Genomic DNA, 24,243 nt, shown 5'->3' on the forward strand with positions numbered 1-24,243 from the left:
TTTCCTTCGACGGCCGTTCTGGTCAGTCATCTTTTTGCTGCGAGCCACGCATGAGCGGTCAATTCGGACTCCTGAAAACCCGGCGTTTTGCGCCGTTCTTCGTCACGCAGTTTCTTGGCGCCTTCAACGACAACTTGTTCAAGAACGCGCTGGTCGTGCTGCTGACTTTCCAGGCGGCGCAATGGACGACGCTCAAGCCGGAACTGTTGGCCAACATGGCGGCGGGCGTGTTCATCCTGCCCTTTTTCCTGTTCTCGGCGACGGCCGGGCAACTGGCCGACAAGTACGACAAAGCGACGCTGGCGCGCCTCGTCAAAGTGTTGGAAATGGTCATCATGGGCGTCGCCGCGGGCGGTTTCTTCCTGCACAGCCTGCCCGTGCTGATGGGCGCGCTGTTCCTGCTCGGTTGCCATTCGACGCTGTTCGGGCCGGTCAAGTACGCGATCATGCCGCAGCATCTGCACACCGATGAGCTGGTCGGCGGCAATGCGCTGATCGAGGCCGGCACCTTCGTCGCCATCCTGATCGGCACGCTGGCCGGGGGCCTGCTTGCCGGGTCGGTCGAGCATCCGGCCTGGATCGCGGTCGGTGGTTTTGTCGTGGCCTTTGCCGGCTACCTGACCAGCCGCGGCATTCCGACCGCGCCGCCGCCAGCACCCGAGCTGACGATCAACCTCAATCCGCTGTCCGAAACCTGGCGCAACATCGCTTTCGCCCGGCAGAACCGCACGGTTTTCCTGTCCATCCTCGGCATTTCGTGGTTCTGGCTCTACGGCGCGCTCTTCCTTGCCCAGTTCCCGGCCTACGCCAAATTCGTACTGGGCGGCGGTGAGTCGGCGGTGACCCTGCTGCTGGCGATTTTTACAGTCGGCATCGGCATCGGCTCGATGCTTTGCGAGCGGATGTCCGGCAAGCATGTCGAAATCGGGCTGGTGCCTTTCGGCTCGATCGGCCTGACCCTGTTCGGGCTGGACTTGTATTTCGCCTCGCCGGTCGGACTGCCCGGCACGACGCCGCACGAACTGCTCGCATTGCTCAGCATCCCGGCCATCTGGCGCGTGTTGTTCGACCTCATGATGCTCGGCGTCTTCGGCGGCTTCTTCATCGTGCCGCTCTACGCGCTGGTTCAACTGCGCAGTTCGCCCGAACACCGGGCGCGCATCATCGCTGCCAACAATATTCTCAACGCCCTGTTCATGGTCGTCGGCGCCCTCGGCGCGGCCAGCCTGCTCGGCGCCGGGCTGTCGATGCCGGCCTTGTTCGGGCTGGCGGCCCTGCTCAATGCGCTGGTGGCGGTATATATCTACGGGCTGGTGCCGGAGTTTTTGCTGCGCTTTGTCGCCTGGCTGCTGGTCAAGGCTGTTTATCGCCTGCGTACGGAGGGCATCGAGCACATCCCACAGGAAGGCGCTGCCGTGCTCGTCGCCAACCATGTCAGCTTCGTCGACGCGGTGGTAATCATGGGCGCTTCGCCCCGGCCGGTGCGCTTCGTCATGGACCATCGGATTTTCAGAACGCCGCTGCTCGGTTTCATTTTCCGCCATTGCGGGGCTATTCCCATCGCTTCGGCCAAGGAAGACCCGGCGATGATGGAAGCGGCCTTTGCCGAAATCGGCAAGGCGCTGGCCAACGGCGATCTGGTCGGCATCTTCCCCGAGGGGGGGATTACCAAGGATGGCGAACTGCAAACCTTCCGCCCCGGCATCAGCCGCATTCTCGCTGCCAACCGGGTGCCGGTCGTGCCGATGGCGCTCGGCGGGCTATGGGGCAGCTACTTCTCGCGCATTGACGGCGAGGCGATGAAAACACCGCTCCGGCGCGGCGTGTTTTCGTCGATCAGCCTGCAGGTCGGAGCGCCGGTTTCACCGGACGAGGCCACGCTGGAGCACTTGCAAAACGTGGTGGCGGGGTTGCGAGGAGGGCGCTTGTAAGGGGGCGCCCTGCCGTCAATACAGCCGAATGGCCGAGTCGAAGTGCCAGGTCCGGCGAATCTCGACGACGTCGAAGTCGCGACTCAGCGCTGCCGAGAAGGGCTGATAGGGCGCATGGTTTTGCACGATGTCCCGTATCGCGTTGTCGATGGCGGGCACGCCGCTGGACAGCACAAATGTCACGGATTCGACCGAGCCGTCGCTGCGAATGGCTACCGTGACCAGCGGCTTGGTGTGCGGCTGCCTGACCAGCTCGCGTATCGATTCGAAGGCCGGGCTGAAATGAATCTTCCGGCTCCACGCTTCGGCATACATGATGAGTTCGGCGTTGGGGTCGGCCCGCCCAAAGAGCCGGCCACGGCGCAACGAGCTGGCCGACGGTGAAAGGCGGTTTGCTGCCTCCGCCGCCTTGCGGCGGTCGGCTTCCTCGTCGAGTTGTCGTCCAATCGCCCGCAGCTTCGCGTCCCGTCTGGCAGCCTGCTCGCGCGCCTCACGCTGCGCTGCTTCCTGTCGCGCCGCTTCCTGGCGAGCTGCGGCTTGCCGTGCGTTCTCCTGACGCTCGGCAGCCAGTCGCTCAGTCTCGGCACGAGCGGCTTCCTGACGCGCTGCCTCCCGGCGCGCCGCTTCCTGGCGGGCTGCTGCTTGTCGTTCGCCCTCCTGACGTTCGGCAGCCAGTCGCTCGGTCTCGGCTCGTGCCGCTTCCTGACGCGCTGCCTCGCGCCGTGCGGCTTCCTCGCGGGCGGCCGCTTGCCGTGCGTTCTCCTGACGTTCGGCCGCTAGTCGCTCGGTCTCAGCCCGCGCTGCTTCCTGACGTGTCGCCTCGCGCCGCGCGGCTTCCTCGCGGGCGGCGGCTTGTCGTGCATTTTCCTGACGTTCGGCCGCTAGTCGTTCAGCCTCTGCCCGAGCGGTTTCCTGACGTGCTGCTTCCTGCTGCGCCAACTCCTGTCGAGCGGCTGCTTGTTGTGCATTCTCCTGACGTTCGGCCGCCAGTCGCTCGGCCTCCGCGCGTGCCGATTCTTGACGCGCTGCCTCCCGTCGCGCCGCTTCCAGGCGCGCGGCCGCTTGCCGTTCGCTCTCCCGACGCTCGACTGCCAGTCGTTCAGTCGCCGCCCGGGCTGCTTCTCGCTGCGCCAATTCCTGACGGGCTGCTGCTTGTCGTGCGTTCTCCAGGCGTTCGGTCTCGAGTCGCTCGGTCTCTAGCCGTGCCGCTTCCCGGGCTGTGTCGTCTCGCGCTGCCTCCTCGGCGACTGGCGCCGGCTCCACTGGCGCTGGCGGGACGATGAACTCGGGTTGTTTGGCGTGCTCCATGGCGATTACGGCCGGAAATGGCTTTGCCGGGGGCGGCGAATCAGCCGGCACGGTCGCCGGGGCCACCTCCGTCGCTGGCGGACTGGCATTCGTCGTCGGCGTGCTCAGCGACAGGATCGCCGGGGCGGGCTGTGTCGCAGATGGCTCGGGGGTTTTGATTGGCACCGGCTCAGCGGTTGCGGTTGGCTCAATCACTCCCGGCGGCGACGTAGCCAACGCAGCAGGAGCCAACGGCGGGGGCGGCGTGATGGCTGGCTTCGCCACGGTGACCGGTGCCGGAGCGAGCATGACGCGCAGATCAGGCACCTCGATCCGTCGAACCTGCCAGGGGAGGGCAAAGCCCGGAAGCCCGAATTCCTCTCCGCCAAAGGTCAAAGTCAACAGCAGCGCATGGAACAGCAGGGAAAGCAGCAGCGGCAGAGAGAGTCGCCGGCCATGGTGGCTCTGGCGACGAACCGGCGGCTGGCCGGGGCTGCCAGGCTGCCTGGCAGGCGCCGGAGGCCGAGCGGATGGCTGTTCCGGTGTGGCGTCGGGCTTTGTGGAACTCAAGCCGACACCGCCATCGCGGTCGGGGTGCTGCGCTGGATAAGAGTGTGCCGCCCATGAAGCGTACCTGCACCGGCGTTCTCAGGGCCGGCCGGGGTCACTCCGGCAGCAAGGTCAGCAGATGGGTTGATTTTCATGCATTTATTATGTGGGCAGAATGAAGCTGGCTGCAACGAAAGCATGTTGGCCCGGTCGTCCGGGATGCCTGTCGATGATGCAAGGGCGCTATGTGCGCTGGCGAACCTACAGTTCTCATGACATTCGCTACCGTGTCCCATTGAGCAGGAGCGAAAGCGCTCTCGCCACAACCCAATGAACGGTAGCTTGCGGACGACATGATCCGGATCGAATTGAAGATTGATTTGAATTATGAGATCGACAACGCAGGTGCCGATTTTGTCTTCAATATCCACGCGGCGCACACGCCGAATCAGCTTGTTTCGGCGGAAAATCTGGTGCTAAGCCAGTCGCTCCCGCTCCGGATGTACACGACTCCGGTCACTGGCAACCGTTACTTTCAGGTGCACGCGGCGCCCGGTCCGTTGAATGTTTCCTATAGCGCGACGATTGATCTCACCCACCACTTTGCCGATCCGGCGACTATTGCCGAAGTTGCTGTACGCGATATTCCGCCCGAGGTGATGGGCTACATCTACCCCAGTCGCTATTGCCAGTCGGACCGCCTGATCAAGCTGGCCAACAACGAGTTCGGCCGATTGGCCCAGGGTTATAGCCGGGTGCAGGCCATCCATGATTGGGTCAGAAGGCATGTCGCTTTTACCCTGCACAGCACCAATACCAACACCTCGGCCGCCGATACGCTGATTGAGCGGGTCGGCGTCTGCCGCGACTTCGCCCACCTGATGATCGCCCTTTGCCGCGCCCTCAATATCCCGGCCCGTTTTGCCACGGGGACCGATTACGGTGCCGATCCGACACTGGGCCCCTCCGATTTTCAGGCCTATGTCGAGGTTTACCTCGGGCACCGCTGGTATATCTTCGATCCGTCCGGGACGGGAATCCCCATGGGGTTTGTCCGTTTCGGCACGGGGCGGGATGCCGCTGACGTGTCGTTTGCGACGGTTTTTGGTGGCGTCCGGACGCATCCGGCAGTCATTTGTGCTTTGGCCGTCGAGGATGCGGCGAACGGACTGGTGCTACCCCATTTTTGCCATGAGGCCTTGTCGACCGACAGCCCGATGCTGCCTGCAGCCCCCGACTTCACCCCCATAACTGATCAGCCCTTGCTTTGGTAGCGGCCGCGGCGAGCGACTTTGGCCCGGGCGGCAAATTTCAATTTTGGCTGTTTTTTCCGGTAGACCGTAGCAAGCCGGGGTGACCGTGGGCTTGCGTTTCAGCTTGCCGTGCAGTCAGGGGCTAGCCCCGGCCGTGAGTTCGGCCAGGGCTGCAAATACTTATTTGCCCTTGCTGGCGTCCTTGAGGTCTTCTTTCAGATCGCCGTAAGCGGCCTGGACTTTGCCGCCGGATTTTTGAATCTTTCCTTTCAGTTCCAGATCGTCATTGCCGACGAGGTTGCCAGCGACTTCCTTGACTTTGCCTTTGGCTTCTTCGAGACGACCCTTGGCTTGATCCTTGTTCATGGTGTGCTCCTGAGTGTGAAGTTGATTGATGGGTCAGTGCCGAAGTGCAGTCAGGCAACTGATATCGAGAGGTTAAGCCGGACGCATCCGCTATTCGGTGCGCTGGCACCCATAGCGAACAGGTCTGCTAAATGTGCGCGAGCAGACGCAGACGACAAGGGCTTGGCGCGATAATCGGGCGACAGACCGAAGCAGTTCGAAGGGTAGAAAATGGCAAAACGCACACGAAAAACGGCCTGGAGCCGATCATTGCAGAGCGTGTTGAAGACGATGACGCGGACGGCCATGCGCGTCGGTACCAAGGCGCTCAAGGAGGGCTTGCGGGCGGCGCCATTGGTGGCCAAACGATTGCCGGCCAAAAAAACTGTGGCTCCTTCGGCCAACTGGACGACGGGGCTGGCCATCGGCACGGCCGGTCCGCGCCGCTATCGGCTGTACAAACCGCCCGGCGTGCGCCGCAACGAGAGCCTGCCCTTGCTGGTCATGCTGCACGGCTGCGGACAGGATGCCGAAGCGCTGGCGGCCAGCAGCCGGATGAACGCGATCGCGGCCCGCGAGCGCTTCTTCGTGCTCTATCCCGAGCAGGATCGTCTGTCGAATATGCAGGGCTGCTGGAACTGGTACGACACCCGCACGGGCAGGGCGCAAGCCGAAGCCAATTCGATCAGTGCGGCCATCGAACAGGTTTGCCTGGCGCAGGCCGTCGACCGCCGCCGGGTTGCCCTGGCCGGAATTTCCGCCGGGGCCGGCATGGCCGTGCTGCTGGCGACGCAGCATCCGGAACGCTTTCGGGCCATTGCCATGCATTCGGGTATCGCCCCGGGCGTCGCCCACTCGTCGGCCAGCGCCATCAAGGCCATGTTCGGGCAGAGCGTGACGACCTCACCGCTGCCGGCCATCGCGCCCGATGTCAGGCTGCCCGCCTTGCTGGTCATTCACGGCGCGGCAGACCACGTGGTGGCGCCGGGAAATGGCGCCGAAGCAGCGATGCGCTGGGGAGAACGCGTTGGTGCCCGGGCCAGCAAGCCGCGCCGGGTGCAGCGTGGGGCTCGTTATGCGGCGATGATCACCGATTATCGAAAAAGCGGCCGGCTGGTCGCGACGCACTGTGCCGTCGAGCGGCTTGGCCACGCCTGGAGCGGTGGCGCGGCGGGGCATTCTTACAGCGACCCCAAAGGCCCGGATGCCTCACGGATGATCTGGTCCTTCATCGCCAGACAATTCGCCAAGGCGGCTGACTAGTACCGGGTTTTCGATAGTGCGGGATGATCAGTCGGCGTCTCTTCCCGGCTGCAGCCAGAACAATGAAAAATATTGCATCAAGACCAGCCCCCAGTTGAAAGCGCCCATGTTCGGCGCAGCCATTTCCAGGGCCATATTTTCGGCGCAACGGTTTTTTATCTGATGGTCGTAGGCCACCCGAGAATCGTGGCCTCTGAGCGTTCTGTAGGCTTCAGCGACATCCTTGAATTTCCGTTCGCCATCGCGGTCCGTGGTGACATCGGGATGAAAGCGCTGGGCGAGGGTGCGGAAAGCCGACTTGATCTCGGCGCACGAGGCGCATTGATCAACGTGCAAGGTTGAGTAGTGGTTCTGGCGTTTCATTGATGTCTCCTTCGCGTGGCGGCCCGCTTCGCTGGATGTCGCCTGTCGTGGATAGGTGCAGCTATCGCCATTGATTCCAACTTACTCGGCTGAGCATGCCCGTCTGTTCGCCAGGCCGCATAGGTCTTTATTTTCCCGGATGTCCGCAGCATTTCGATTTTGGCCAATTTTTCCGGTTGACCGTAGTGTTCGGGCTCAGGGCTGTGGCCTCCCGTTAAAATAGCGTTTTCTCCCCATTTCGATTCGCCATGACGACAGCCGCCCAAATTCCCGCCGATCAACTCGCCAGGCTGGCCAGCGCCGATACCCAGCGCCTGGCGGCGCGCATGGCGCAGGACGTTTTTGCCGGGGCTTTCCGCCAGGCGGCGACGGTTGATGCGGCGCCCGATGTCGGCGTGCTCGGCGAGGTGGCGGCGCACTGCTTCGACTGGTGCCGGGCCGGGGCCAGCGACAAGGCGCGGGCCTTGCGTCTGGCCATGCTGATCAGCGGTCTCGACCAATGGGGTCTGGCCTATACGCAGGCATTCAATCTTGAGGCCATCCATTCGCTGACGGCGCTGATCGGTGGCCTGCGCACGCGGCTCGATGCGCGCGAGGACACGCTGTTCCAGCAATATTTCGAGCAGATCAACGACGTTGAATCCGACGCCATCGATTTCAAGGTGGACCTGCGGCGCGGCATTCACCTCGCGCTGTGGCACGCCATGGCGGCGTGCGAAACGGCCGAACAGGTGCAGGGCATCGTTCAGCCGCTGGGCAGCATGATGGTGGCGCTCAACGGGCAGATGCCCGAGTTGGGCTGGCGCCTGCTGGCCGATGCGCTGGCCAATATCCAGATCGCCCTGCTCTCCGATATCGCGCCGAAATCGCCGCTGGCCCAGGACGGTACGCAACAGCTTTTCGCCTCGCTGCGCCACGCCCTGCCGGCGGAGCGCTATCAGGCCATCCTCGCCCATGCCGGGCAGGCAGTCGTGGCCTGGCAGCAGGCAAGTCGCCACAGTGCGGCCTGAGCGCAACGGCCAAGGTAAAATCACCCGATGAACTGGCCCGCCCTCAAGGAAAAACTCGATCTCTACGAAAAGCTCATGCGGCTCGACAAGCCCATCGGCATTCTGTTGCTGCTCTGGCCGACGCTGTGGGCGCTCTGGCTGTCGGCGCTGGGTCGGCCGAACTGGTGGGTGGTCTGGATTTTTGTTCTGGGCACCGTACTCATGCGCTCGGCCGGCTGCGTCATCAACGACTACGCCGACCGCGATTTTGACAAGCATGTCGAACGGACCAAAGAGCGCCCGCTCACTGCCGGCAAGGTGACGACCAAGGAGGCGCTGGCGCTCTTCGCCGGGCTGTCGTTGCTGTCCTTTGCGCTGGTCCTGCTGCTCGGCAAGCAGCTGGTCATCTGGCTGTCGGTGCCGGCCCTTTTCCTGGCCGCCAGCTACCCGTTCACCAAACGCTTCCTGGCCATCCCGCAGGCTTACCTCGGCATCGCCTTCGGCTTCGGCATCCCGATGGCCTACGCGGCGCAGGTTGGCGGCGTGCCGGCCGAAGCCTGGTGGCTGCTGCTCGCCAACGTCTTCTGGGCAGTGGCCTACGACACCGAATACGCCATGGTCGACCGCGAGGACGACCTCAAAATCGGTATCAAGACCTCGGCCATCACCTTCGGCCGCTTCGACGTGGCGGCGGTCATGGCCTGTTACGGCGCGACCCTGGCGATCATCGGCGGGATCGGCTGGACGCTGCATCTCGGCCTTGCCTTCTACGCCGGCCTGGTTGTCGCCGCCGGCATCATGGGCGTGCATTACACCTGGATTCGTGGCCGCGAGCGCATGTCCTGCTTCAAGGCGTTTCTGCACAACAATTGGGTCGGCCTGGTGATTTTCATCGGCATCGTCGTCGACTTTGTGCTTTCCGGAAGGAGCTTCGCATGAAGGCTTTCATTTTTGCCCTGTTTTTCCTGTCGACCGTGGCATTGGCCGAAGACACCCGCCAACTGGCCAAATTGCCCGATCCGGCGCAGGAATCGCTGCGTCAGGAGATGCTCGACAACCTGGTGGCGGTCAATGAAGTGCTGTCCTTGATGGCTGCCGGCAAGGTCAAGGAAGCCGGTGAGGCGGCCGAGGCCAAGCTGGGCATGTCGGCCATGGGCAAGCATCGTGGCAAGCCTTTCGACGCCCGGCCCGGCCCGCACATGCCGCCGGCCATGCACGGCATCGGCATGGATGGTCACAAGGCGGTCAGTGAGTTCGTCGCCGTCGCCAGGACCGGCGACCGCGACAAGGCGCTGGCCCTGCTGCCCAACCTGACGGCAGCCTGCGTTGGTTGTCACGCCGCGTATCGCACGCGATGAAACCAGCCGCCGTCTTCCTTGGCCTGGCCTGCGTCGTGCTGGCGCCGGGCGCGCTCGGCAAGACGGTGGAGATCAGGAAGGCGGTAGTGGTCAAAAAGACGGTTGCAGTAAAAAAGACGCCGGTGGTCAAAAAGACAGTGGCCGCAAAAAAGGCGACGCCAGCCCCGTCCCCGTCGAGCCCGAAGTTGGCGCAAGCGAAGAAGGTCCAGCCTGCGCCAGTTTCCGCGCCTGCCGCGCCCGACAAGGCCTACGACGAACGCGAGCTGATCAGGATGCCGTCGCCGGCCCGGCTGGCCTTGCGCGCTGAAATGCGCGACCGGATGGCGGCCCTCGATGCCGTGCTGCAACGGATGCGCGACGGTCAGGTGGTGGAAGCCGGCCAGATCGCCCAGATACGGCTCGGCGTCGCGCTATGGGGCAACCACTCCAGGCTGCCGCAGGCGGCGCAGCCGGAACAGTACATGCCGCCGAAGATGCTGACGCTGGCGCTCGATGGCTACAAGGCAGCCAGCGAGTTTGCCACCGTCGCGCTGACCGGCGACCAACATACTGCCACCGCCATGCTGCCGCAATTGACCGGCAGTTGTGCCCAATGTCACGAGGCCTACCGAATCCGATGAAATACCACGACTTGCGCGACTTCATGTCGCAACTGGAAAAGACCGGCGAACTCAAGCGCGTCGGCGTCGAGGTCGATACCCGCCTTGAAATGACCGAAATCTGTGACCGCGTGCTGCGCGCCGAAGGCCCGGCCATCCTGTTCGAGAAACCGAAGGGGTACACGATTCCCGTGCTGGCCAACCTGTTCGGTACGCCGAAGCGGGTGGCGCTGGGCATGGGGGAAGAGTCGGTGACGGCGCTGCGCGAAGTCGGCAAGCTGCTCGCCTATTTGAAGGAACCCGAGCCGCCGAAGGGCCTCAAGGACGCCTGGGGCAAGCTGCCGATCTTGAAGCAGGTCATGAATATGGCGCCGAAAACGGTGTCGTCGGCACCGTGTCAGGAAATCGTCTGGGAGGGCAAGGACGTTGATCTGTCGCGCCTGCCCATCCAGCATTGCTGGCCGGGCGACGTGGCGCCCCTCATCACCTGGGGCCTGGTGGTAACCAAAGGTCCGCACAAGAACCGGCAGAATCTCGGCATCTATCGCCAGCAGGTGCTCGGCCCGAACAAGGTCATCATGCGCTGGCTGGCCCATCGTGGCGGGGCGCTGGATTTTCGCGAGCATCAACTGGCCAATCCGGGGCAGCCGTTCCCGGTCGCCGTCGTCCTTGGCTGCGATCCGGCGACCATCCTCGGCGCCGTGACGCCGGTGCCCGATTCGCTGTCCGAATACCAGTTCGCCGGCTTGTTGCGCGGCGGCAAGACCGAGCTGATCAAGTGCCTTGGCTCTGCTTTGCAAGTGCCGGCTTCGGCCGAAATCGTTCTGGAAGGCGTCATTCATCCGGGCGAAATGGCGCTGGAAGGGCCGTACGGCGACCACACCGGCTACTACAACGAGCAGGCCGAATTTCCCGTGTTCACCATCGAGCGCATGACCATGCGCAAGAACCCGATCTACCACAGCACCTACACCGGCAAGCCGCCCGACGAACCAGCGGTCTTGGGCGTCGCGCTCAACGAGGTCTTCGTGCCCCTGCTGCAGAAGCAGTACCCGGAAATCGTCGATTTCTACCTGCCGCCGGAAGGCTGCTCGTACCGCATGGCCATCGTCAGCATCAAGAAGGCTTATCCCGGCCACGCCAAGCGCATCATGTTCGGCATCTGGAGCTTCCTGCGTCAGTTCATGTACACCAAGACGATCATCGTGGTGGATGACGACATCGACATCCGCGACTGGAAGGAGGTGGTCTGGGCGATGACGACGCGCATGGACGCAACGCGCGACACGACGCTGGTCGACAACACGCCGATCGATTACCTCGATTTTGCCTCGCCGGTGGCCGGCCTCGGTTCCAAGATGGGGCTCGACGCGACCAACAAGTGGCCGGGCGAGACGAACCGCGAATGGGGGCGGCCGATTGTCATGGATGACGGCGTGAAGAAGAAGGTCGACGCCATGTGGAGCGATCTCGGCCTATGACCGTCAAAGTCGTTCCGCTCGATCTGTCCGACCTGGCCCAGGCTGAAATCTGGCTCGGCCTGCTCGATCATTACGCGCAAGACCCGATGGGTGGCGGCGATGGTTTGTCCGACTACGCAAAACTCAATCTCGTGCGCACCATGCGCGAGGTGCCTGGTTTCCACGGGGCATTGGCCTGGCTGGACGGCCAGGCGGTCGGCCTGATCGACTGCTTCGCCGGCTTTTCCACCTTTGCCGCGCTGCCGCTGCTCAATGTTCACGACATCGTCGTGCGCAATGGACTGCGCGGCCAGGGCATCGGTCAGGCCCTGCTGGCCTGGGCCGAAGAACGCGCCCGCCAGCTTGGCTGCTGCAAGCTGACGCTCGAAGTGCTGTCCAACAACACGCGGGCGATGGCCTCCTACCGACAGGCCGGCTACGCGCCGTATGTTCTCGACCCGGCAGCCGGTAACGCATTGCTCATGCAGAAAATCCTTCCGGAGGAATAAGCCATGCAGGAACCCGTTCCCCAGCCCGATTTGCAGGGCGTCCGCCCCTCGCTCGTTCAGCTCACCCATTTCATCTACGGTCTGCACGCCATCGCCGTGCTCGTCGGCGTCACCTCGGCAGCGACGGTGGCAGGTGGTTTCGTCTTCGGTCTGCCGTCGCTGTGCGCAGTCTTTCTCAATTACCTCAAGCGCAGCGAGGTCAACGGCACCTGGCTGGAAAGCCACTTCCGCTGGCAGATCCGCACCTTCTGGTTCACCTTCCTCGGGCTGGTTTTCTACGGCCTGTTGGTCATCACCATCATCGGTATTCCGCTCGCCTGGATATTGATCGCCGTGCTCGGGCTATGGGTGGCCTATCGCGTCATTCGAGGCTGGATTGCGCTGTTTGGCGTCAAACCCATCGACAACTAAGACTCAGAAGCCGACGCCGAAACAGGCGACGGCCACCGTCGCCACACCCAACCCCAGATTGAGCGCGACCCGCTGGCGGATGGTGTTCATCGCCGCCCCGGCCGCCGGCCAGTCCTGTGCCGCCACGCCGGCCTGCAGCCTGACCAAATGGCGCAGTGCGATGTCGACGAAGATGATGGTCATGACCAGGCCGCTGCTCAGCATGATGTGCCAGTGGAGCGGCGCGTTGGCAAAGCCGACGTTGAGCATGCGCCCGATGCCGGAGAGCAGGATCAGGGCAATTGCTACCGCGACAATCCTGAAAAATCGGCCAAGGACGCCGGCCAGCAGCGGCAGGCGCTGGGGCGGCGGGAGCTGTTCGGCAGCGACCGGGCGCAGGCAGAAATGGGCGAAGAACATGCCGCCGACCCAGACGATGACGCCGGCGAGGTGCAGAAAGAGAAGTGTCGAACGCATGGTGTTTTCCAGTGCAGGGGTCAGGATTGTTTGAAATATTGGCGGAGCATGGCCAGCGAGCGGCGGTAACTGTGGGCGATCTGGGTCGCTTCATAGTGATGTTCGGCGCCGACCGGGCAGGCCTGGCGGGCCAGACAGCCTTCGGCACAGCTGGATTCAGCCTGCAGGCGGTAGCCGCTGCAGGCCTGCAGATCGAACTGGCCGCCGGCCAGCGCATCGGCCGGGCAGGCCGTGATGCAAGGCGTCGACCGGCAGTCGAGGCAGGGGTTCCCACGGTCAACCGGAAAAAAGGCCGAAAATTGAAAATCGATTAGCACGGCTGCCCGGTAGGCGTACCAACTGCCCCACTCGGCATCGATGCCGACCATGAAGGGCGAGGCGTTGTGCCAGCCGGCCAGCTTGCCGAGCGCCTGCAGACCGACCGGCTGCTGGCCCGGATACAGGATGCGGTAAGCCCGGCCGGGCAGGTGTTCGGCCAGCCAGGCCTCAACGGTGCGCACGGTGTAGTCGTCGATCGGATGTTCGCTGGTCAGTCCGGCCGCCTGCACGCGTTCCCAGAGCAGCCGGCCGCCATGGCCGAGCAGGATGAGCTGGCGGAAGCCGGTCGTGTCGCCCAGGGTTTTTCGCGTGTCCTCGGGTAGCCCGTCCAGATCGAAGACGAACTGCCGGTTGAGACCGGCCTCGGCCAGCACCTCGCCCGGAAAAGGTAGGCGCTCACTCATTTTCAAGCACCGGCATTTTCTCGCCGACCCGCCGCTGGGCGACCCAGACGAGCAGGGCATCGATGGCCGCGCTACCAGCCTGTGCCTTCGGATGGTTGATCAGGAAGGTGACGGCATGGCGCCGGCCCTGGCCGTCGAGCGCATAGCCGGCGGCGGTCTTGACGCCATCGAGCGTGCCGGTCTTGATGTGGGCGCGGCCGGTGGCATCGGAGCTGCTCAGCCGCTTTTTCATCGTGCCGTCGATGCCGACAATCGGCATGCTCGAGACGAATTCCGGCATCACCGGGCTTTTCCAGGCGTCGAGCAGCAGGCGGTTGAGGCTGTCGGCGCTGATCCGCTCGATGCGCGACAGGCCGGACCCGTTGTCGAGGACCAGTTCGCCAAAACGCAGATTGCGCGCCGCCAACCAGTCGGTGATGCGCTGGCGGGCGCGTTCGGCTGTGGCCGGGGCGGAGTCGTTACCGATGGTCAGGAAAACCTGGCGGGCCATCACGTTGTTGCTGAACTTGTTGATGTCGCGCACGGCGTCGGCCAGCGGCGCCGATTCGTGCTGGGTGAGCAGCTTGGCGCCGACCGGCACGTTGCCGGCCCGGACCTGGCCGTTCAGGGTGCCGCCGAGTTCCTTCCACAGCGCGCGGATCAGCCCGCTGGTCTGCGCTTCGGCCGGCAGCGGCGACAGGCTCAGGGGCTTTTCGCCACAGAGCGCGGCGTAGCTGCCGGTGAATTCCAGCCGATTGCCGTTGTTTTCTGGAATCAGCCGAACGTTGATGAGGTCCTTCCAGTTGCTGCCGCATTCGTTGTTGGTGGCGCGCAACTGGTTGTCGACGCGCAGGCCCTCGCTCGGCGTTTCCATGAGGATGCGCGGCTTGCCGTTATCTGGCTGCAGCGTGAAGCGCAGGGCGCGGAAGTTGAGCAGAAAACCGTCCGGTCCGACGTTATAGGGCCGCATCGGTTTGTCGTCGAAGGCGCCGGGGTCGGTGGCCGGGATGTTGAAGACGCTGCGGTCGAGCACGATGTCGCCGTCGATCCGGCGGATACCGCGGACCTGAATCTGGCGCAGGAGTGCCGTCAAATGTTCGATGGCAAAGCGCGGGTCGCCGCTGCCGCGGATGTACAAATTTCCGCTTAAATTCCCGTCGACCGCAGCATTCTCGGTCCACGCCGTGGTTTTCCACGTGTAGGCCGGGCCGAGCAGGTCGAGCGCGGCGTAGGTGGTGACCAGCTTCATGACCGAAGCAGGGTTCATTGCGCGGCTGGCGTTGTGGGCAACCAGCGGCGCGCCGGCATCGACCTGGTGGACGACGACGGCGACGCTGCCGGCCGGAATCTGCGCCGCCTTCAGAGCCTGCAGTACGGTCGGCGGCAGGTCGGCGCTGGCCAGTCCGGCCGCCGTGGCCAGCGCGAGCAAACCAAGTACCTGCCTCAGCTTGCGACAGGCTGGCGGGTGTGGCGTCGGGCGGGGCAGGGTCATGGCAATAAAATGGAGGCTCGAAAGCCCCCATTGTATTCGCTGCAAATAGCCGGTCAGCGCCGATATAGCTCGAAAGACGAGATCAGGACTTCGAGCTGGTGCGAGGTGCCGCGTAGTTCGTCGGCAATCAACTTGGCGCTGTGCGCTGCTTCGGTGTTCTGCTCGATCAGGTCGGTGATCTGCTGCATGCTGCCGGCCACTTCCTCGCTGGCGATACCTTGCTGGCGGGCCGCATCGGAAATCTGGCTGGCCATCAGCGAGACCTGGCTGGACGAACTGGTAATGCCTTCGAGGCCGGCGACGCTCTCGCGCAACTTGCCGATGCCGGTATCCACTTCCTGCGCGGCGAGGTCCATGCTGGCCACGGCCTGGGCGGTGACCGCCTGGATTTCGTTGACCGTGTTGTTGATGTCGGCCGTCGAGGTCGTCGTCCGTTCGGCCAGCTTGCGCACCTCGTCGGCAACAACGGCGAAGCCGCGGCCCTGTTCGCCGGCCCGGGCCGCTTCGATGGCGGCGTTGAGGGCGAGCAGGTTGGTCTGGCTGGCGATGTCGGCAATGACGCGGGTGATGTCGCCGATCTTGGCAATCGACTTGTTGAGTTGGTCGATGGTCGAATTGGAGGCGGTCACGGCCTCGACGACGCGGGTCGTCGCTGCCATGCTCTGGCTGATGTTGGCGTTGCTCTGCTTGACCTGGCTCTGCGAGTCGCGGGCGGCCGAAGCGGTTTCCTCGGCATTGGCGGCGACTTCCTGCACCGACTGGCTGAATTCCTCGGTGGCCGCCGCTACCCCTTCGACACTGGCCTGTTGTTGCATGGATTGCGTCGCGACTTGGGCCATCTGCGCCTCAAGCTGGCTGCTGCGCTGATCGATGCTCTGCGCCGCCGTGCTGATTTCGTCGAGCATGGCCTTGATGCTGCCTTGCATGACGCCCAGGTTGCAGAGCAACAGGCCCGTTTCGTCGCGCCCGGAAATGTTGATTTCGTCGGTCAGCTTGCCTTCGCTGATCCGCTCGAAATGGGCGATGGCCTTGCGCAAGGGGGTGACGATGGAGCGGACCAGCAGGCCACCGCCGATCAGCGTGATGAGCAGGGCAAAGGCGATCAGTCCGATGCTCGTATTACGCACCGATTCATAGTCCTTTTCGGCCGTGCCGTAACGCGCTTCGGCATCGCGGCTCAGTTGCTGGATCAAGGCTTCGCCATTGCTGCGCATCTCGGCGTACAGCGGGTTGATCTTGGTCAGCAGGACGACATTTGCGTCATAGAACTTGCCTTCCGTCAGCAGGCTACGCGCGGCATTGACGCCTTCTTTCGAGAACCTTTCACGGCTGGCGCCAAACTTGTCGAGCAGGGCTCTCTGGCTGTCCGTCAGCTTCTGTTGCTTCAGGGTTTCGAGCAGGCTGTTGATTTCCTCGCGATTTTTGAGGGTCGCGTTGATGTGCAGATCGAGCGGGTGGTCATGCATCTTGACGAAGGGATTCGTCGTATCGTGCTGCAAGGCGAGCATGACCTGCGAGCGATTGTCGGCGAGCAGGAAAATCATGCGATTGACCGTGTTCGACGGCAAAAGATTGTCGCGGTACATCGCATTCAATGCCTGGTCGGTCTCCGTCAGGCTGCGCAGGCCGAAGAAGCCGATCAACCCCATGAGGGCGACCAGGATGCCCATGGCGGCCCACAGGCGGGAGGCGAGCGGGATATTGCGCCGCGCGGTTGGCGGCAACTTGCCGGTCGTGCCGGCTGCCCGGTAAAGCGCCTCGGCGGCCAGTTTCTTGTCTGCAGGCAGCGGGGTGCGGACCGACATGTAGCCGGTGATTTCACCATTTTTCTTGAGTGGAACGACAAAGGCATCCACCCAGTAATAGTCGCCATTCTTGCAGCGGTTCTTGACCGACCCGCGCCAGGGCAGGCCGGCCTTGACCGTCTGCCAGAGATCGGCAAAGGCCGCCATCGGCATGTCCGGGTGGCGGACGATGTTGTGGCTGCTGCCGATCAGTTCGGCGCGGCTAAAACCGCTGATTTTGATAAAGGCATCATTGGCCTCGATGATGTTGCCCTTCAGGTCGGTTTTCGAGACCAGGTAACAATCCGGCGGGAAGGGAACTTCTCGTTGGGTAACTGGTTGGTTGTTTTTCATCGTCTGGTCGCTGGGGATGCTGTGTTTGTTTAAACGTCGCATTAATACCAAAGGCAAAAGACGATAGCCAGTTTTATTATGACTAAAGGCGTATGTAATAGCCCCGGGATTCGCCGGTTGCCGGGCGCTGTAGGCCCCTCTGCCGGTAAGCGGGTCGCGCGCCTGGCCCGACGCGAGGACAAAAAATTCAGCCCTCGCCCTTGAAATACCGGTTCCTCGCCCCTATTATTAGCACTCACCGGAGACGAGTGCTAATAACCCGCCCGCTCCGGTCCCGAATCCGCGCTTCGGTGCGGTCGGCCATTTTTCCGTGTGTTGCAATTCAATTTCAGGAGTCAGATTTATGAATATCCGTCCTTTGCACGACCGAGTGATCGTCAAGCGCGTTGAAGCCGAGCGCACCACTGCTTCCGGCATCGTCATTCCCGATTCCGCTGGCGAAAAGCCGGATCAGGGCGAAGTTCTGGCCGTCGGCCCGGGCAAGCGTGACGACAATGGCAAGCAAATTGCACTCGACGTCAAGGTGGGTGACCGCGTTCTGTTCGGCAAGTATGCCGGCCAAGGCGTCAAGGTCGATGGTCAGGAAGTCCTGGTCATGCGTGAAGAAGACATCATGGGCGTTCTGGTCGCTTAAGCGCCACGTCACTTAACCTACAAAATTCAGGAGCTATTAAATGGCAGCTAAAGAAGTCAAATTCGGTGATTCCGCCCGCGCCCGCATGGTCGAAGGCATCAATGTCCTGGCTGACGCAGTCAAGGTCACCCTTGGTCCCAAGGGCCGCAATGTCGTGCTCGAGCGTTCCTACGGCGGCCCGACGGTCACCAAGGACGGCGTTTCCGTCGCCAAGGAAATCGAACTGAAAGACAAGTTCGCCAACATGGGCGCCCAGATGGTCAAGGAAGTTGCTTCCAAGACCTCCGACATCGCCGGTGACGGCACCACGACCGCGACCGTTCTGGCCCAGGCCATCGTCCGCGAAGGCATGAAGTACGTTGCCGCCGGCATGAACCCGATGGACCTCAAGCGCGGTATCGACAAGGCTGTTGTCGCTACCCTGGCCGAACTGAAGGCTTTCTCCAAGCCGTGCACGACGACCAAGGAAATCGCCCAGGTTGGTTCCATTTCCGCCAACTCCGATGCTGACATCGGCGAAATCATCGCCAATGCCATGGAAAAGGTCGGCAAGGAAGGCGTCATCACCGTTGAAGATGGCAAGTCCCTGGCCAACGAACTCGACGTCGTCGAAGGCATGCAGTTTGACCGCGGCTACCTGTCCCCGTACTTCATCAACAACGGCGACAAGCAGCAAGCCCTGATGGAAAACCCGTTTGTCCTGCTCTACGACAAGAAGATTTCCAACATCCGCGACCTGCTGCCGATCCTGGAACAAGTCGCCAAGGCCGGCCGTCCGCTGCTCATCATCGCTGAAGATGTCGATGGCGAAGCGCTGGCAACCCTGGTCGTGAACAACATCCGTGGCATTCTGAAGACCGTTGCTGTCAAGGCTCCTGGCTTTGGTGATCGTCGCAAGGCCATGCTCGAAGATATCGCCATCCTGACCGGCGGTACCGTCATTGCCGAAGAAACCGGTCTGTCGCTGGAAAAGGCTGTCCTCAAGGATCTGGGCCAGGCCAAGCGCATCGAAGTTTCCAAGGAAAACACCATCATCATCGACGGTGCCGGCGAAGCTGCTTCGATCGAAGCCCGCGTCAAGCAGATCCGTATCCAGATCGACGAAGCGACTTCCGATTACGACAAGGAAAAGCTCCAGGAACGTGTTGCCAAGCTGGCTGGCGGCGTTGCCGTCATCAAGGTTGGCGCTGCGACCGAAGTCGAAATGAAGGAAAAGAAGGCCCGCGTTGAAGATGCCCTGCACGCTACCCGCGCTGCCGTGGAAGAAGGTATCGTCGCCGGCGGCGGCGTTGCCCTGATCCGCGCCCGCGCTGCCGTTGGCAAGCTCAAGGGTGACAACCACGATCAAGATGCCGGCATCAAGATCGTCCTGCGCGCCATGGAACAGCCGCTGCGCGAAATCGTCGCCAATGCCGGTGACGAGCCGTCAGTTGTGGTCGACAAGGTGCAGCGTGGCAAGGGTAACTACGGTTACAACGCTTCCACCGGCGAGTACGGCGACATGGTCGAAATGGGCGTTCTCGATCCGACCAAGGTGACCCGCACCGCACTGCAGAACGCTGCTTCCGTGGCCGGCCTGATGCTGACCACCGAGTGCATGGTTGCTGAACTGGCTGAAGACAAGCCGGCCGGCGGCATGCCCGACATGAGCGGCATGGGCGGTATGGGTGGCATGGGCGGCATGGGGATGTAATCTTCCGCCAAGCAAGCTGCACCGCTTTGAAAAGCCCCGCCTTGTGCGGGGCTTTTTGCCTTCTGTGCTCCGGGGTGGCGCTTGATTCCACGGTGAACCGGAAAAAAACGCCATTTTTGAATGTCTTGATCAGAGTCAATTTAACTTTCTGAAATTGATTACGCTCTGTAAGTTAGCTGTAAGACGCCACGCCTAAATTACGCTCCGCAGCAATGCCTCTATAACCAAAATCTGAGGAGCAAATCAATGCAAGACACACTTGATCGGGTTACTGCTAACCCGAAGTTTCTGGAGTTTGTTGCCATGCGCAGCAAGTACTCCATCATTATGGCTATCGTCAGTGCCGCCGCTTACTACGGCTTCATCCTGCTCGTCGCCTTCAACAAGGAATTCCTCGCCACCAAGATCGGTGAGGGTTACACGATGAGTATCGGCGTGCCGATCGGCGTTGCTGTTATCGCCTTCACCATCGTCCTGACCTGGATTTACGTTCGCCGCGCCAACACCGAGTTCGACGCGATCAACGAAGCCCTCATCAAGGAGGCACAGAAGTAAGATGAATAAATTCACTCAAATTCTCGCTGGCCTTCTGGCCATGGCTGTTGCCGGCGGCGCTGTCGCTGCTGGTGCCGACCTCGGTCAGACCGCCAAGCAGGCCACCAACTGGACGGCCATCGTCATGTTCGCCATCTTCGTCGGCGGCACGCTCTACATCACCAAGTGGGCTGCTTCCAAGACCAAATCGGCGGCTGACTTCTACACTGGCGGTGGTGGTATCACCGGCTTCCAGAACGGCCTGGCGATCGCTGGCGACTACATGTCTGCCGCGTCCTTCCTGGGTATTTCCGGTCTCGTGTTCGCCAACGGCTTCGACGGCCTGATCTTCTCGATCGGCTGGCTGGTCGGCTGGCCGGTCATCACCTTCCTGATGGCTGAGCGTCTGCGCAACCTCGGCAAGTTCACGTTCGCTGACGTGGCTTCCTACCGTTTCGCCCAGACCCCGGTCCGCATCTTCGCCGCTTCCGCTTCGCTGGTTATCGTCGCCTTCTACATGATTGCGCAGATGGTCGGTGCCGGTCAGCTGATCAAGGTGCTCTTCGGCATGGAATACCTCTACGCTGAAATCCTGGTCGGTTCCGTGATGATGATGTACGTGCTGTTCGGCGGCATGACTGCCACCACCTGGGTGCAGATCATCAAGGCCTGTATGCTCCTCGGCGGTGCCACCTTCATGGCTGTCTCGGTTCTGCTGCAATTCGGCTTCTCGCCGGAAGCGCTGTTCACCAAGGCCGTCGAAGTGCACTCCAAGCATGACGCACTGATGTCGCCGGGCGCCCTGATCAAGGATCCGATCTCCGCCATCTCCGTCGGTATGGCCCTGATGTTCGGTACCGCTGGTCTGCCGCACATCCTGATGCGCTTCTTCACTGTGCCGAACGCCAAGGAAGCCCGCAAGTCCGTTGCCTGGGCAACCACCTGGATCGGTTACTTCTACATCCTGACCTTCATCATCGGTTTCGGCGCCATCACCAACCTGGTCCAGAATCCGGGCGACTTCTACGTCGGCGGCGAACTGGCCAAGGGTCTGAAGGGCGGCGGCAACATGGCTGCTGTGCATCTGGCCAAGGCTGTCGGTGGTGACCTGTTCCTCGGCTTCATCTCGGCCGTGGCCTTCGCTACCATCCTGGCTGTTGTGGCTGGTCTGACGCTGTCCGGCGCCTCTGCCGTGTCGCATGACCTGTACGCTTCCGTCTTCGCCAAGGGCTGCTCTTCTGAGCAGGAACTGCGTGTTTCCAAGATCACCACCGTCTGTCTGGGTGTTCTGGCTGTTGTGCTGGGTATCGCCTTCGAGAAGGAAAACGTTGCCTACATGGTGATGCTGGCCTTCGTCATCGCCTGCTCTTCCAACTTCCCGGTCCTCTTCATGTCCGTGCTGTGGAAGAACTGCACCACCCGTGGTGCCGTGGTTGGTGGCTTCGTCGGTCTGGCCTCTGCCGTGGTCCTGACCATCGGTTCGGCCAGCGTCTGGGAAGCCGTCATGGGCAACCCGAAGGGCTCCGCCTGGTTCCCGTACAACTCTGCCGCCATCTTCTCGATGTCTGCCGCGTTCTTCACGATCTGGCTGGTGTCCATTCTGGACAACTCCGCTCAGGCGCAAAAGGAACGTGCCCTGTATCCGTCGCAGCAACTGCGTTCGGAAACCGGTCTGGGTGCTTCCGGCGCCAGCGGTCACTAATCAGACGAGCAATCGTCAGCAAAAAGCCCGGGCTTGCCCGGGCTTTTTTTCGTCTTCAATTTTGAGCTTTTTTTCCGGTTGACCGTGGAGAGCGACTATTCGCGACAATTCGCGGCCAGTCGACGCCGCCATCGTCAAAACGCGGACGTGCTGGTGCACTGCGGAAATTGCAGGGCGGTTTATTTGATAGACTGCGAAGCTTGGGTGAGGAAAAAACGGTAGGGGATTGCCCAGTGCAGGTCGGGCAACCCCCTGAGTAGCGGTCTGAACCGCGTACTCCAAAGACCATAAAAGGAGAACAGCCCGAACAGAATAATGCGACAGGCTTACAGAAATCTTACGCGGTCACAGGCCCAAACGAACACATGCGCATTCTTATTGCTGAAGACGACACCATCATCGCTGATGGACTTTCCCGCTCGCTGCGTCAGGGTGGATACGCCGTAGACTGGGCCCCCAATGGCCTCGATGCGGACACCGCGCTGCTCACGGTTTCCTACGATCTGCTCATTCTTGATCTCGGCTTGCCCAAGCTTTCGGGTCTTGAGGTACTCAAGCGGATTCGGGCCCGCAACTCGCAAGTGCCGGTGCTCATTCTCACCGCCCTTGACGGCACGGGCGACCGCGTCAAGGGCCTTGACCTCGGCGCCGACGACTACATGGTCAAGCCCTTTGAGCTGCCCGAACTGGAAGCGCGGGTGCGCGCCCTGACCCGTCGCTCGGCCGGTACCTCGCCGACCATCCAGTGCGGTGCGCTGAGCTACGATCAAGTCGGCCGGGTGGCGCAGATCAATGGCGAGGTGCTCGATCTTTCGGCCCGCGAGGTCGGCCTGCTGGAAGTCCTGCTCAGCCGCATGGGCCGCCTGGTCAGCAAGGACCAGCTGGTCGATCACCTCTGCGGCTGGGGCGAAGAAGTCAGTCACAATGCCATCGAGGTCTACGTCCATCGGCTGCGCAAGAAAATTGAAACCGGTGGTGTGAAGATCGCCACCGTACGCGGCCTGGGTTACTGCCTTGAGCGCCCCCAGAGCGAGTAGCCCGCACTCGCCGGCGTCGGAAACCGAGCGCTCGCTGTTTGGCGAGATTCTCGACTGGATGCTGGCGCCCCTGCTGTTCGTCTGGCCGCTCAGCATCGCCTTCACCCATTACTTCGCCAACAACGTCGCCAACTTCCCCTATGATCAGGCGCTGCGCGAGCACGTTACGGCCATTGCGCGGCAGGTAAAACTGGTCAATGGCAAGCCGCTGCTATCGCTGCCGGCCTCTGCCCGGGCCATGTTGCGGGCTGATGAAACCGACAGTGTCTATTTTCATGTGCTGGCCGGCGGTGGAAAACTGCTGGCTGGCGACAAGGATTTGCCGGGCTCGGCATCGCCGCCGGATGACTCTATCGTGCCCGGCGAAGTCTATTTGCGCGATGCTGATTTCAAGGGGCAGGACTTGCGCATGGCCTACACCTATCTGGCCGAGCCGCAAATGGCCAAGGAGCAGTGGGTCCTCATCGAGGTTGGCGAGACCACCGAAAAACGCAGCCAGCTAGCCAACAAGATCGTCGCCAGCGTGATCCTGCCGCAATTCATCATCATCCCGCTGGCCGTCATGCTCGTCTGGTTTGGCCTGTCGCGCGGCCTGCGACCGCTGACCCGCCTGCGCCAGACCATCGAGGCGCGCGAGCCGGACGACCTCTCGCCGATTGCCACCCGGCGCGTTCCCGAAGAACTGGAGCCGCTGGTCGAAGCCTTCAACGAAATGCTCGAACGCATGAAGCGCAGCGTTTCGGCCCAGCAGCGCTTCGTCGCAGATGCCGCCCACCAGATGCGCACGCCGCTGACCGGCCTCAAGACGCAAGCCCAGTTTGCCATCCGGGAAACCGATCCGGAGGCGCTGCGCCATGCCCTGCGCCAGATCGCCACCGGCGTGGACCGGGCTGGCCGATTGATCAACCAGTTGCTGACTCTGGCGCGCACGGAAGGCGGCGAAGTTACCCAGCAAAAGCATGAGCCGCTCGATCTGGCGGAATTGATCCGCGACGTCGTCACCGACTGGGTGCCGGCCGCCATCGAAAAAAACATCGATCTCGGTTTGGAGTCCGACAAGCCCGCCATGATCGTCGGCAACCCATTTCTGTTGCGGGAACTCGCCAAGAACCTGCTCGACAATGCCCTGCGCTATACCCCCAGCGGCGGGCATGTCACCTGCCGCATCCTGGCCAATCAGGCGACCGTCCTGCTTGAGGTCGAGGACAACGGGGTCGGCATCAGCGAAGAGCAGGCCGAACTCGTTTTCGAGCGCTTCTATCGGGTCGATGATGCCGGTACCGAAGGCAGTGGCCTCGGCCTGGCCATCGTTCAGGAAATCGCCATGCAGCACGACTCGCGGGCCAGCCTGCGGCCCAATCCAAACCGCCGCGGCGCCGTGGCGCGGGTGGCCTTCGCCGCCTGGCATCCGCCGGTCCCGCCGCCGCCTCCGCCGGACGACTTTTCCGAGCTCTACCGTCAATCCCCTCCGATCGGTGCCTGAGTCCTCAAAAACGCCTGTGCTGGTTGCAGAGCAGCGGTGACATCGCTATAATGCGC

General features: G+C 62.4%; 23 protein-coding genes. 16 read left to right on the forward strand and 7 right to left on the reverse strand.

Going from position 1 to position 24,243, the window contains the following annotated elements:
• The first annotated feature begins 50 nt into the window (after positions 1-50).
• Complete coding sequence (locus KI613_RS02120) at positions 51-1,931, forward strand: MFS transporter (protein ID WP_226403575.1); 1,881 nt, start codon at positions 51-53, stop codon at positions 1,929-1,931.
• Between the two features lie 15 nt (positions 1,932-1,946).
• On the opposite strand, the gene KI613_RS02125 is transcribed toward KI613_RS02120, so the two are convergent.
• A complete protein-coding gene (locus KI613_RS02125) occupies positions 1,947-3,788 on the reverse strand; it encodes a hypothetical protein (RefSeq protein ID WP_226403576.1) in 1,842 nt (613 codons plus the stop codon).
• Positions 3,789-4,147: 359 nt separating this feature from the next.
• Here KI613_RS02125 and KI613_RS02130 point away from each other — a divergent pair, with 359 nt between their 5' ends.
• The gene (locus KI613_RS02130; RefSeq protein WP_226403577.1) at positions 4,148-5,041 is read left to right on the forward strand and encodes a transglutaminase-like domain-containing protein; all 894 of its coding nucleotides are present in this window, start codon (positions 4,148-4,150) and stop codon (positions 5,039-5,041) included.
• Between the two features lie 159 nt (positions 5,042-5,200).
• On the opposite strand, the gene KI613_RS02135 is transcribed toward KI613_RS02130, so the two are convergent.
• A complete protein-coding gene (locus tag KI613_RS02135) occupies positions 5,201-5,386 on the reverse strand; it encodes a CsbD family protein (RefSeq protein ID WP_226403578.1) in 186 nt (61 codons plus the stop codon).
• A gap of 258 nt (positions 5,387-5,644) precedes the next feature.
• Here KI613_RS02135 and KI613_RS02140 point away from each other — a divergent pair, with 258 nt between their 5' ends.
• A complete protein-coding gene (locus tag KI613_RS02140) occupies positions 5,645-6,628 on the forward strand; it encodes an extracellular catalytic domain type 1 short-chain-length polyhydroxyalkanoate depolymerase (RefSeq protein WP_226405662.1) in 984 nt (327 codons plus the stop codon).
• 27 nt (positions 6,629-6,655) lie between these two features.
• Here the strand turns inward: KI613_RS02140 and KI613_RS02145 are convergent, their stop codons facing one another.
• The gene (locus KI613_RS02145; protein WP_226403579.1) at positions 6,656-6,991 is read right to left on the reverse strand and encodes a J domain-containing protein; all 336 of its coding nucleotides are present in this window, start codon (positions 6,989-6,991) and stop codon (positions 6,656-6,658) included.
• A 248-nt stretch (positions 6,992-7,239) separates the two neighbouring features.
• Between KI613_RS02145 and KI613_RS02150 the strand changes: the two genes are divergently transcribed.
• Genes KI613_RS02150 through KI613_RS02180 form a run of 7 tightly spaced genes read left to right on the forward strand, consistent with a single transcriptional unit; the run spans position 7,240 to position 12,317 of the window.
• Positions 7,240-8,001 carry a hypothetical protein gene (locus KI613_RS02150; RefSeq protein WP_226403580.1) on the forward strand — a complete coding sequence of 254 codons (762 nt, stop codon included), beginning with the start codon at positions 7,240-7,242 and terminating at the stop codon, positions 7,999-8,001.
• A 27-nt stretch (positions 8,002-8,028) separates the two neighbouring features.
• On the forward strand, positions 8,029-8,919 hold the full coding sequence (gene ubiA, locus KI613_RS02155) for a 4-hydroxybenzoate octaprenyltransferase (protein ID WP_226403581.1): 891 nt from the start codon (positions 8,029-8,031) through the stop codon (positions 8,917-8,919).
• Complete coding sequence (locus KI613_RS02160; protein WP_226403582.1) at positions 8,916-9,338, forward strand: cytochrome c; 423 nt, start codon at positions 8,916-8,918, stop codon at positions 9,336-9,338. The genes ubiA and KI613_RS02160 overlap by 4 nt, the downstream gene beginning before the upstream one ends.
• Positions 9,335-9,958, forward strand: a complete 624-nt coding sequence (locus KI613_RS02165) for a hypothetical protein (protein ID WP_226403583.1) — start codon at positions 9,335-9,337, stop codon at positions 9,956-9,958. Before KI613_RS02160 ends, KI613_RS02165 begins: the two co-directional genes overlap by 4 nt.
• Complete coding sequence (gene ubiD / locus KI613_RS02170; RefSeq protein WP_226403584.1) at positions 9,955-11,418, forward strand: 4-hydroxy-3-polyprenylbenzoate decarboxylase; 1,464 nt, start codon at positions 9,955-9,957, stop codon at positions 11,416-11,418. The genes KI613_RS02165 and ubiD overlap by 4 nt, the downstream gene beginning before the upstream one ends.
• Positions 11,415-11,906 (forward strand): GNAT family N-acetyltransferase, encoded by a 492-nt coding sequence (locus KI613_RS02175; protein WP_226403585.1) that lies wholly within the window; start codon positions 11,415-11,417, stop codon positions 11,904-11,906. The genes ubiD and KI613_RS02175 overlap by 4 nt, the downstream gene beginning before the upstream one ends.
• 3 nt (positions 11,907-11,909) lie before the next feature.
• Positions 11,910-12,317: a DUF4870 family protein gene (locus KI613_RS02180; RefSeq protein ID WP_226403586.1), complete on the forward strand. Its 408-nt coding sequence runs from the start codon at positions 11,910-11,912 to the stop codon at positions 12,315-12,317.
• Positions 12,318-12,320: 3 nt separating this feature from the next.
• Here KI613_RS02180 and KI613_RS02185 read toward each other — a convergent pair whose 3' ends face one another.
• The 4 genes from KI613_RS02185 to KI613_RS02200 are packed head-to-tail and all read right to left on the reverse strand — an operon-like array spanning position 12,321 to position 17,104.
• Positions 12,321-12,773, reverse strand: coding sequence for a DUF4149 domain-containing protein (locus KI613_RS02185; protein WP_226403587.1), 453 nt, complete (start codon positions 12,771-12,773; stop codon positions 12,321-12,323).
• A gap of 20 nt (positions 12,774-12,793) precedes the next feature.
• A complete protein-coding gene (locus tag KI613_RS02190; RefSeq protein ID WP_226403588.1) occupies positions 12,794-13,495 on the reverse strand; it encodes a hypothetical protein in 702 nt (233 codons plus the stop codon).
• A complete protein-coding gene (gene dacB / locus KI613_RS02195) occupies positions 13,488-14,966 on the reverse strand; it encodes a D-alanyl-D-alanine carboxypeptidase/D-alanyl-D-alanine endopeptidase (protein ID WP_226403589.1) in 1,479 nt (492 codons plus the stop codon). The genes KI613_RS02190 and dacB overlap by 8 nt, the downstream gene beginning before the upstream one ends.
• A gap of 53 nt (positions 14,967-15,019) precedes the next feature.
• Positions 15,020-17,104 (reverse strand): methyl-accepting chemotaxis protein, encoded by a 2,085-nt coding sequence (locus KI613_RS02200; RefSeq protein ID WP_226403590.1) that lies wholly within the window; start codon positions 17,102-17,104, stop codon positions 15,020-15,022.
• A 343-nt stretch (positions 17,105-17,447) separates the two neighbouring features.
• Between KI613_RS02200 and KI613_RS02205 the strand changes: the two genes are divergently transcribed.
• From KI613_RS02205 to KI613_RS02230, 6 genes are all read left to right on the forward strand, one after another.
• Positions 17,448-17,738 (forward strand): co-chaperone GroES, encoded by a 291-nt coding sequence (locus KI613_RS02205; RefSeq protein ID WP_226403591.1) that lies wholly within the window; start codon positions 17,448-17,450, stop codon positions 17,736-17,738.
• A 40-nt stretch (positions 17,739-17,778) separates the two neighbouring features.
• The gene (gene groL / locus KI613_RS02210; protein ID WP_226403592.1) at positions 17,779-19,431 is read left to right on the forward strand and encodes a chaperonin GroEL; all 1,653 of its coding nucleotides are present in this window, start codon (positions 17,779-17,781) and stop codon (positions 19,429-19,431) included.
• A gap of 246 nt (positions 19,432-19,677) precedes the next feature.
• Positions 19,678-19,986 (forward strand): DUF485 domain-containing protein, encoded by a 309-nt coding sequence (locus KI613_RS02215; RefSeq protein WP_226403593.1) that lies wholly within the window; start codon positions 19,678-19,680, stop codon positions 19,984-19,986.
• Between the two features lies 1 nt (position 19,987).
• The gene (locus KI613_RS02220) at positions 19,988-21,667 is read left to right on the forward strand and encodes a cation acetate symporter (RefSeq protein ID WP_226403594.1); all 1,680 of its coding nucleotides are present in this window, start codon (positions 19,988-19,990) and stop codon (positions 21,665-21,667) included.
• Positions 21,668-22,032: 365 nt separating this feature from the next.
• Positions 22,033-22,704 carry a response regulator transcription factor gene (locus KI613_RS02225; protein ID WP_226403595.1) on the forward strand — a complete coding sequence of 224 codons (672 nt, stop codon included), beginning with the start codon at positions 22,033-22,035 and terminating at the stop codon, positions 22,702-22,704.
• Complete coding sequence (locus tag KI613_RS02230) at positions 22,682-24,187, forward strand: sensor histidine kinase (RefSeq protein ID WP_226403596.1); 1,506 nt, start codon at positions 22,682-22,684, stop codon at positions 24,185-24,187. Before KI613_RS02225 ends, KI613_RS02230 begins: the two co-directional genes overlap by 23 nt.
• The last annotated feature ends 56 nt before the right edge of the window (positions 24,188-24,243 follow it).

This window comes from Ferribacterium limneticum, assembly GCF_020510585.1.
Taxonomy (GTDB): domain Bacteria; phylum Pseudomonadota; class Gammaproteobacteria; order Burkholderiales; family Rhodocyclaceae; genus Azonexus.

Bases quoted from the DNA above. Each gene is read 5' to 3' on its own strand.
- KI613_RS02205 (WP_226403591.1), top strand. From the start codon at position 17,448: ATGAATATCCGTCCTTTGCACGACCGAGTGATCGTCAAGCGCGTTGAA.
- KI613_RS02120 (WP_226403575.1), top strand. From the start codon at position 51: ATGAGCGGTCAATTCGGACTCCTGAAAACCCGGCGTTTTGCGCCGTTC.
- dacB (WP_226403589.1), bottom strand. From the start codon at position 14,966: ATGACCCTGCCCCGCCCGACGCCACACCCGCCAGCCTGTCGCAAGCTG.
- KI613_RS02225 (WP_226403595.1), top strand. From the start codon at position 22,033: ATGCGCATTCTTATTGCTGAAGACGACACCATCATCGCTGATGGACTT.
- KI613_RS02165 (WP_226403583.1), top strand. From the start codon at position 9,335: ATGAAACCAGCCGCCGTCTTCCTTGGCCTGGCCTGCGTCGTGCTGGCG.
- KI613_RS02175 (WP_226403585.1), top strand. From the start codon at position 11,415: ATGACCGTCAAAGTCGTTCCGCTCGATCTGTCCGACCTGGCCCAGGCT.
- KI613_RS02190 (WP_226403588.1), bottom strand. From the start codon at position 13,495: ATGAGTGAGCGCCTACCTTTTCCGGGCGAGGTGCTGGCCGAGGCCGGT.
- KI613_RS02145 (WP_226403579.1), bottom strand. From the start codon at position 6,991: ATGAAACGCCAGAACCACTACTCAACCTTGCACGTTGATCAATGCGCC.
- ubiD (WP_226403584.1), top strand. From the start codon at position 9,955: ATGAAATACCACGACTTGCGCGACTTCATGTCGCAACTGGAAAAGACC.
- KI613_RS02180 (WP_226403586.1), top strand. From the start codon at position 11,910: ATGCAGGAACCCGTTCCCCAGCCCGATTTGCAGGGCGTCCGCCCCTCG.
- KI613_RS02135 (WP_226403578.1), bottom strand. From the start codon at position 5,386: ATGAACAAGGATCAAGCCAAGGGTCGTCTCGAAGAAGCCAAAGGCAAA.
- KI613_RS02185 (WP_226403587.1), bottom strand. From the start codon at position 12,773: ATGCGTTCGACACTTCTCTTTCTGCACCTCGCCGGCGTCATCGTCTGG.
- KI613_RS02160 (WP_226403582.1), top strand. From the start codon at position 8,916: ATGAAGGCTTTCATTTTTGCCCTGTTTTTCCTGTCGACCGTGGCATTG.
- groL (WP_226403592.1), top strand. From the start codon at position 17,779: ATGGCAGCTAAAGAAGTCAAATTCGGTGATTCCGCCCGCGCCCGCATG.
- ubiA (WP_226403581.1), top strand. From the start codon at position 8,029: ATGAACTGGCCCGCCCTCAAGGAAAAACTCGATCTCTACGAAAAGCTC.
- KI613_RS02220 (WP_226403594.1), top strand. From the start codon at position 19,988: ATGAATAAATTCACTCAAATTCTCGCTGGCCTTCTGGCCATGGCTGTT.
- KI613_RS02215 (WP_226403593.1), top strand. From the start codon at position 19,678: ATGCAAGACACACTTGATCGGGTTACTGCTAACCCGAAGTTTCTGGAG.
- KI613_RS02150 (WP_226403580.1), top strand. From the start codon at position 7,240: ATGACGACAGCCGCCCAAATTCCCGCCGATCAACTCGCCAGGCTGGCC.
- KI613_RS02200 (WP_226403590.1), bottom strand. From the start codon at position 17,104: ATGAAAAACAACCAACCAGTTACCCAACGAGAAGTTCCCTTCCCGCCG.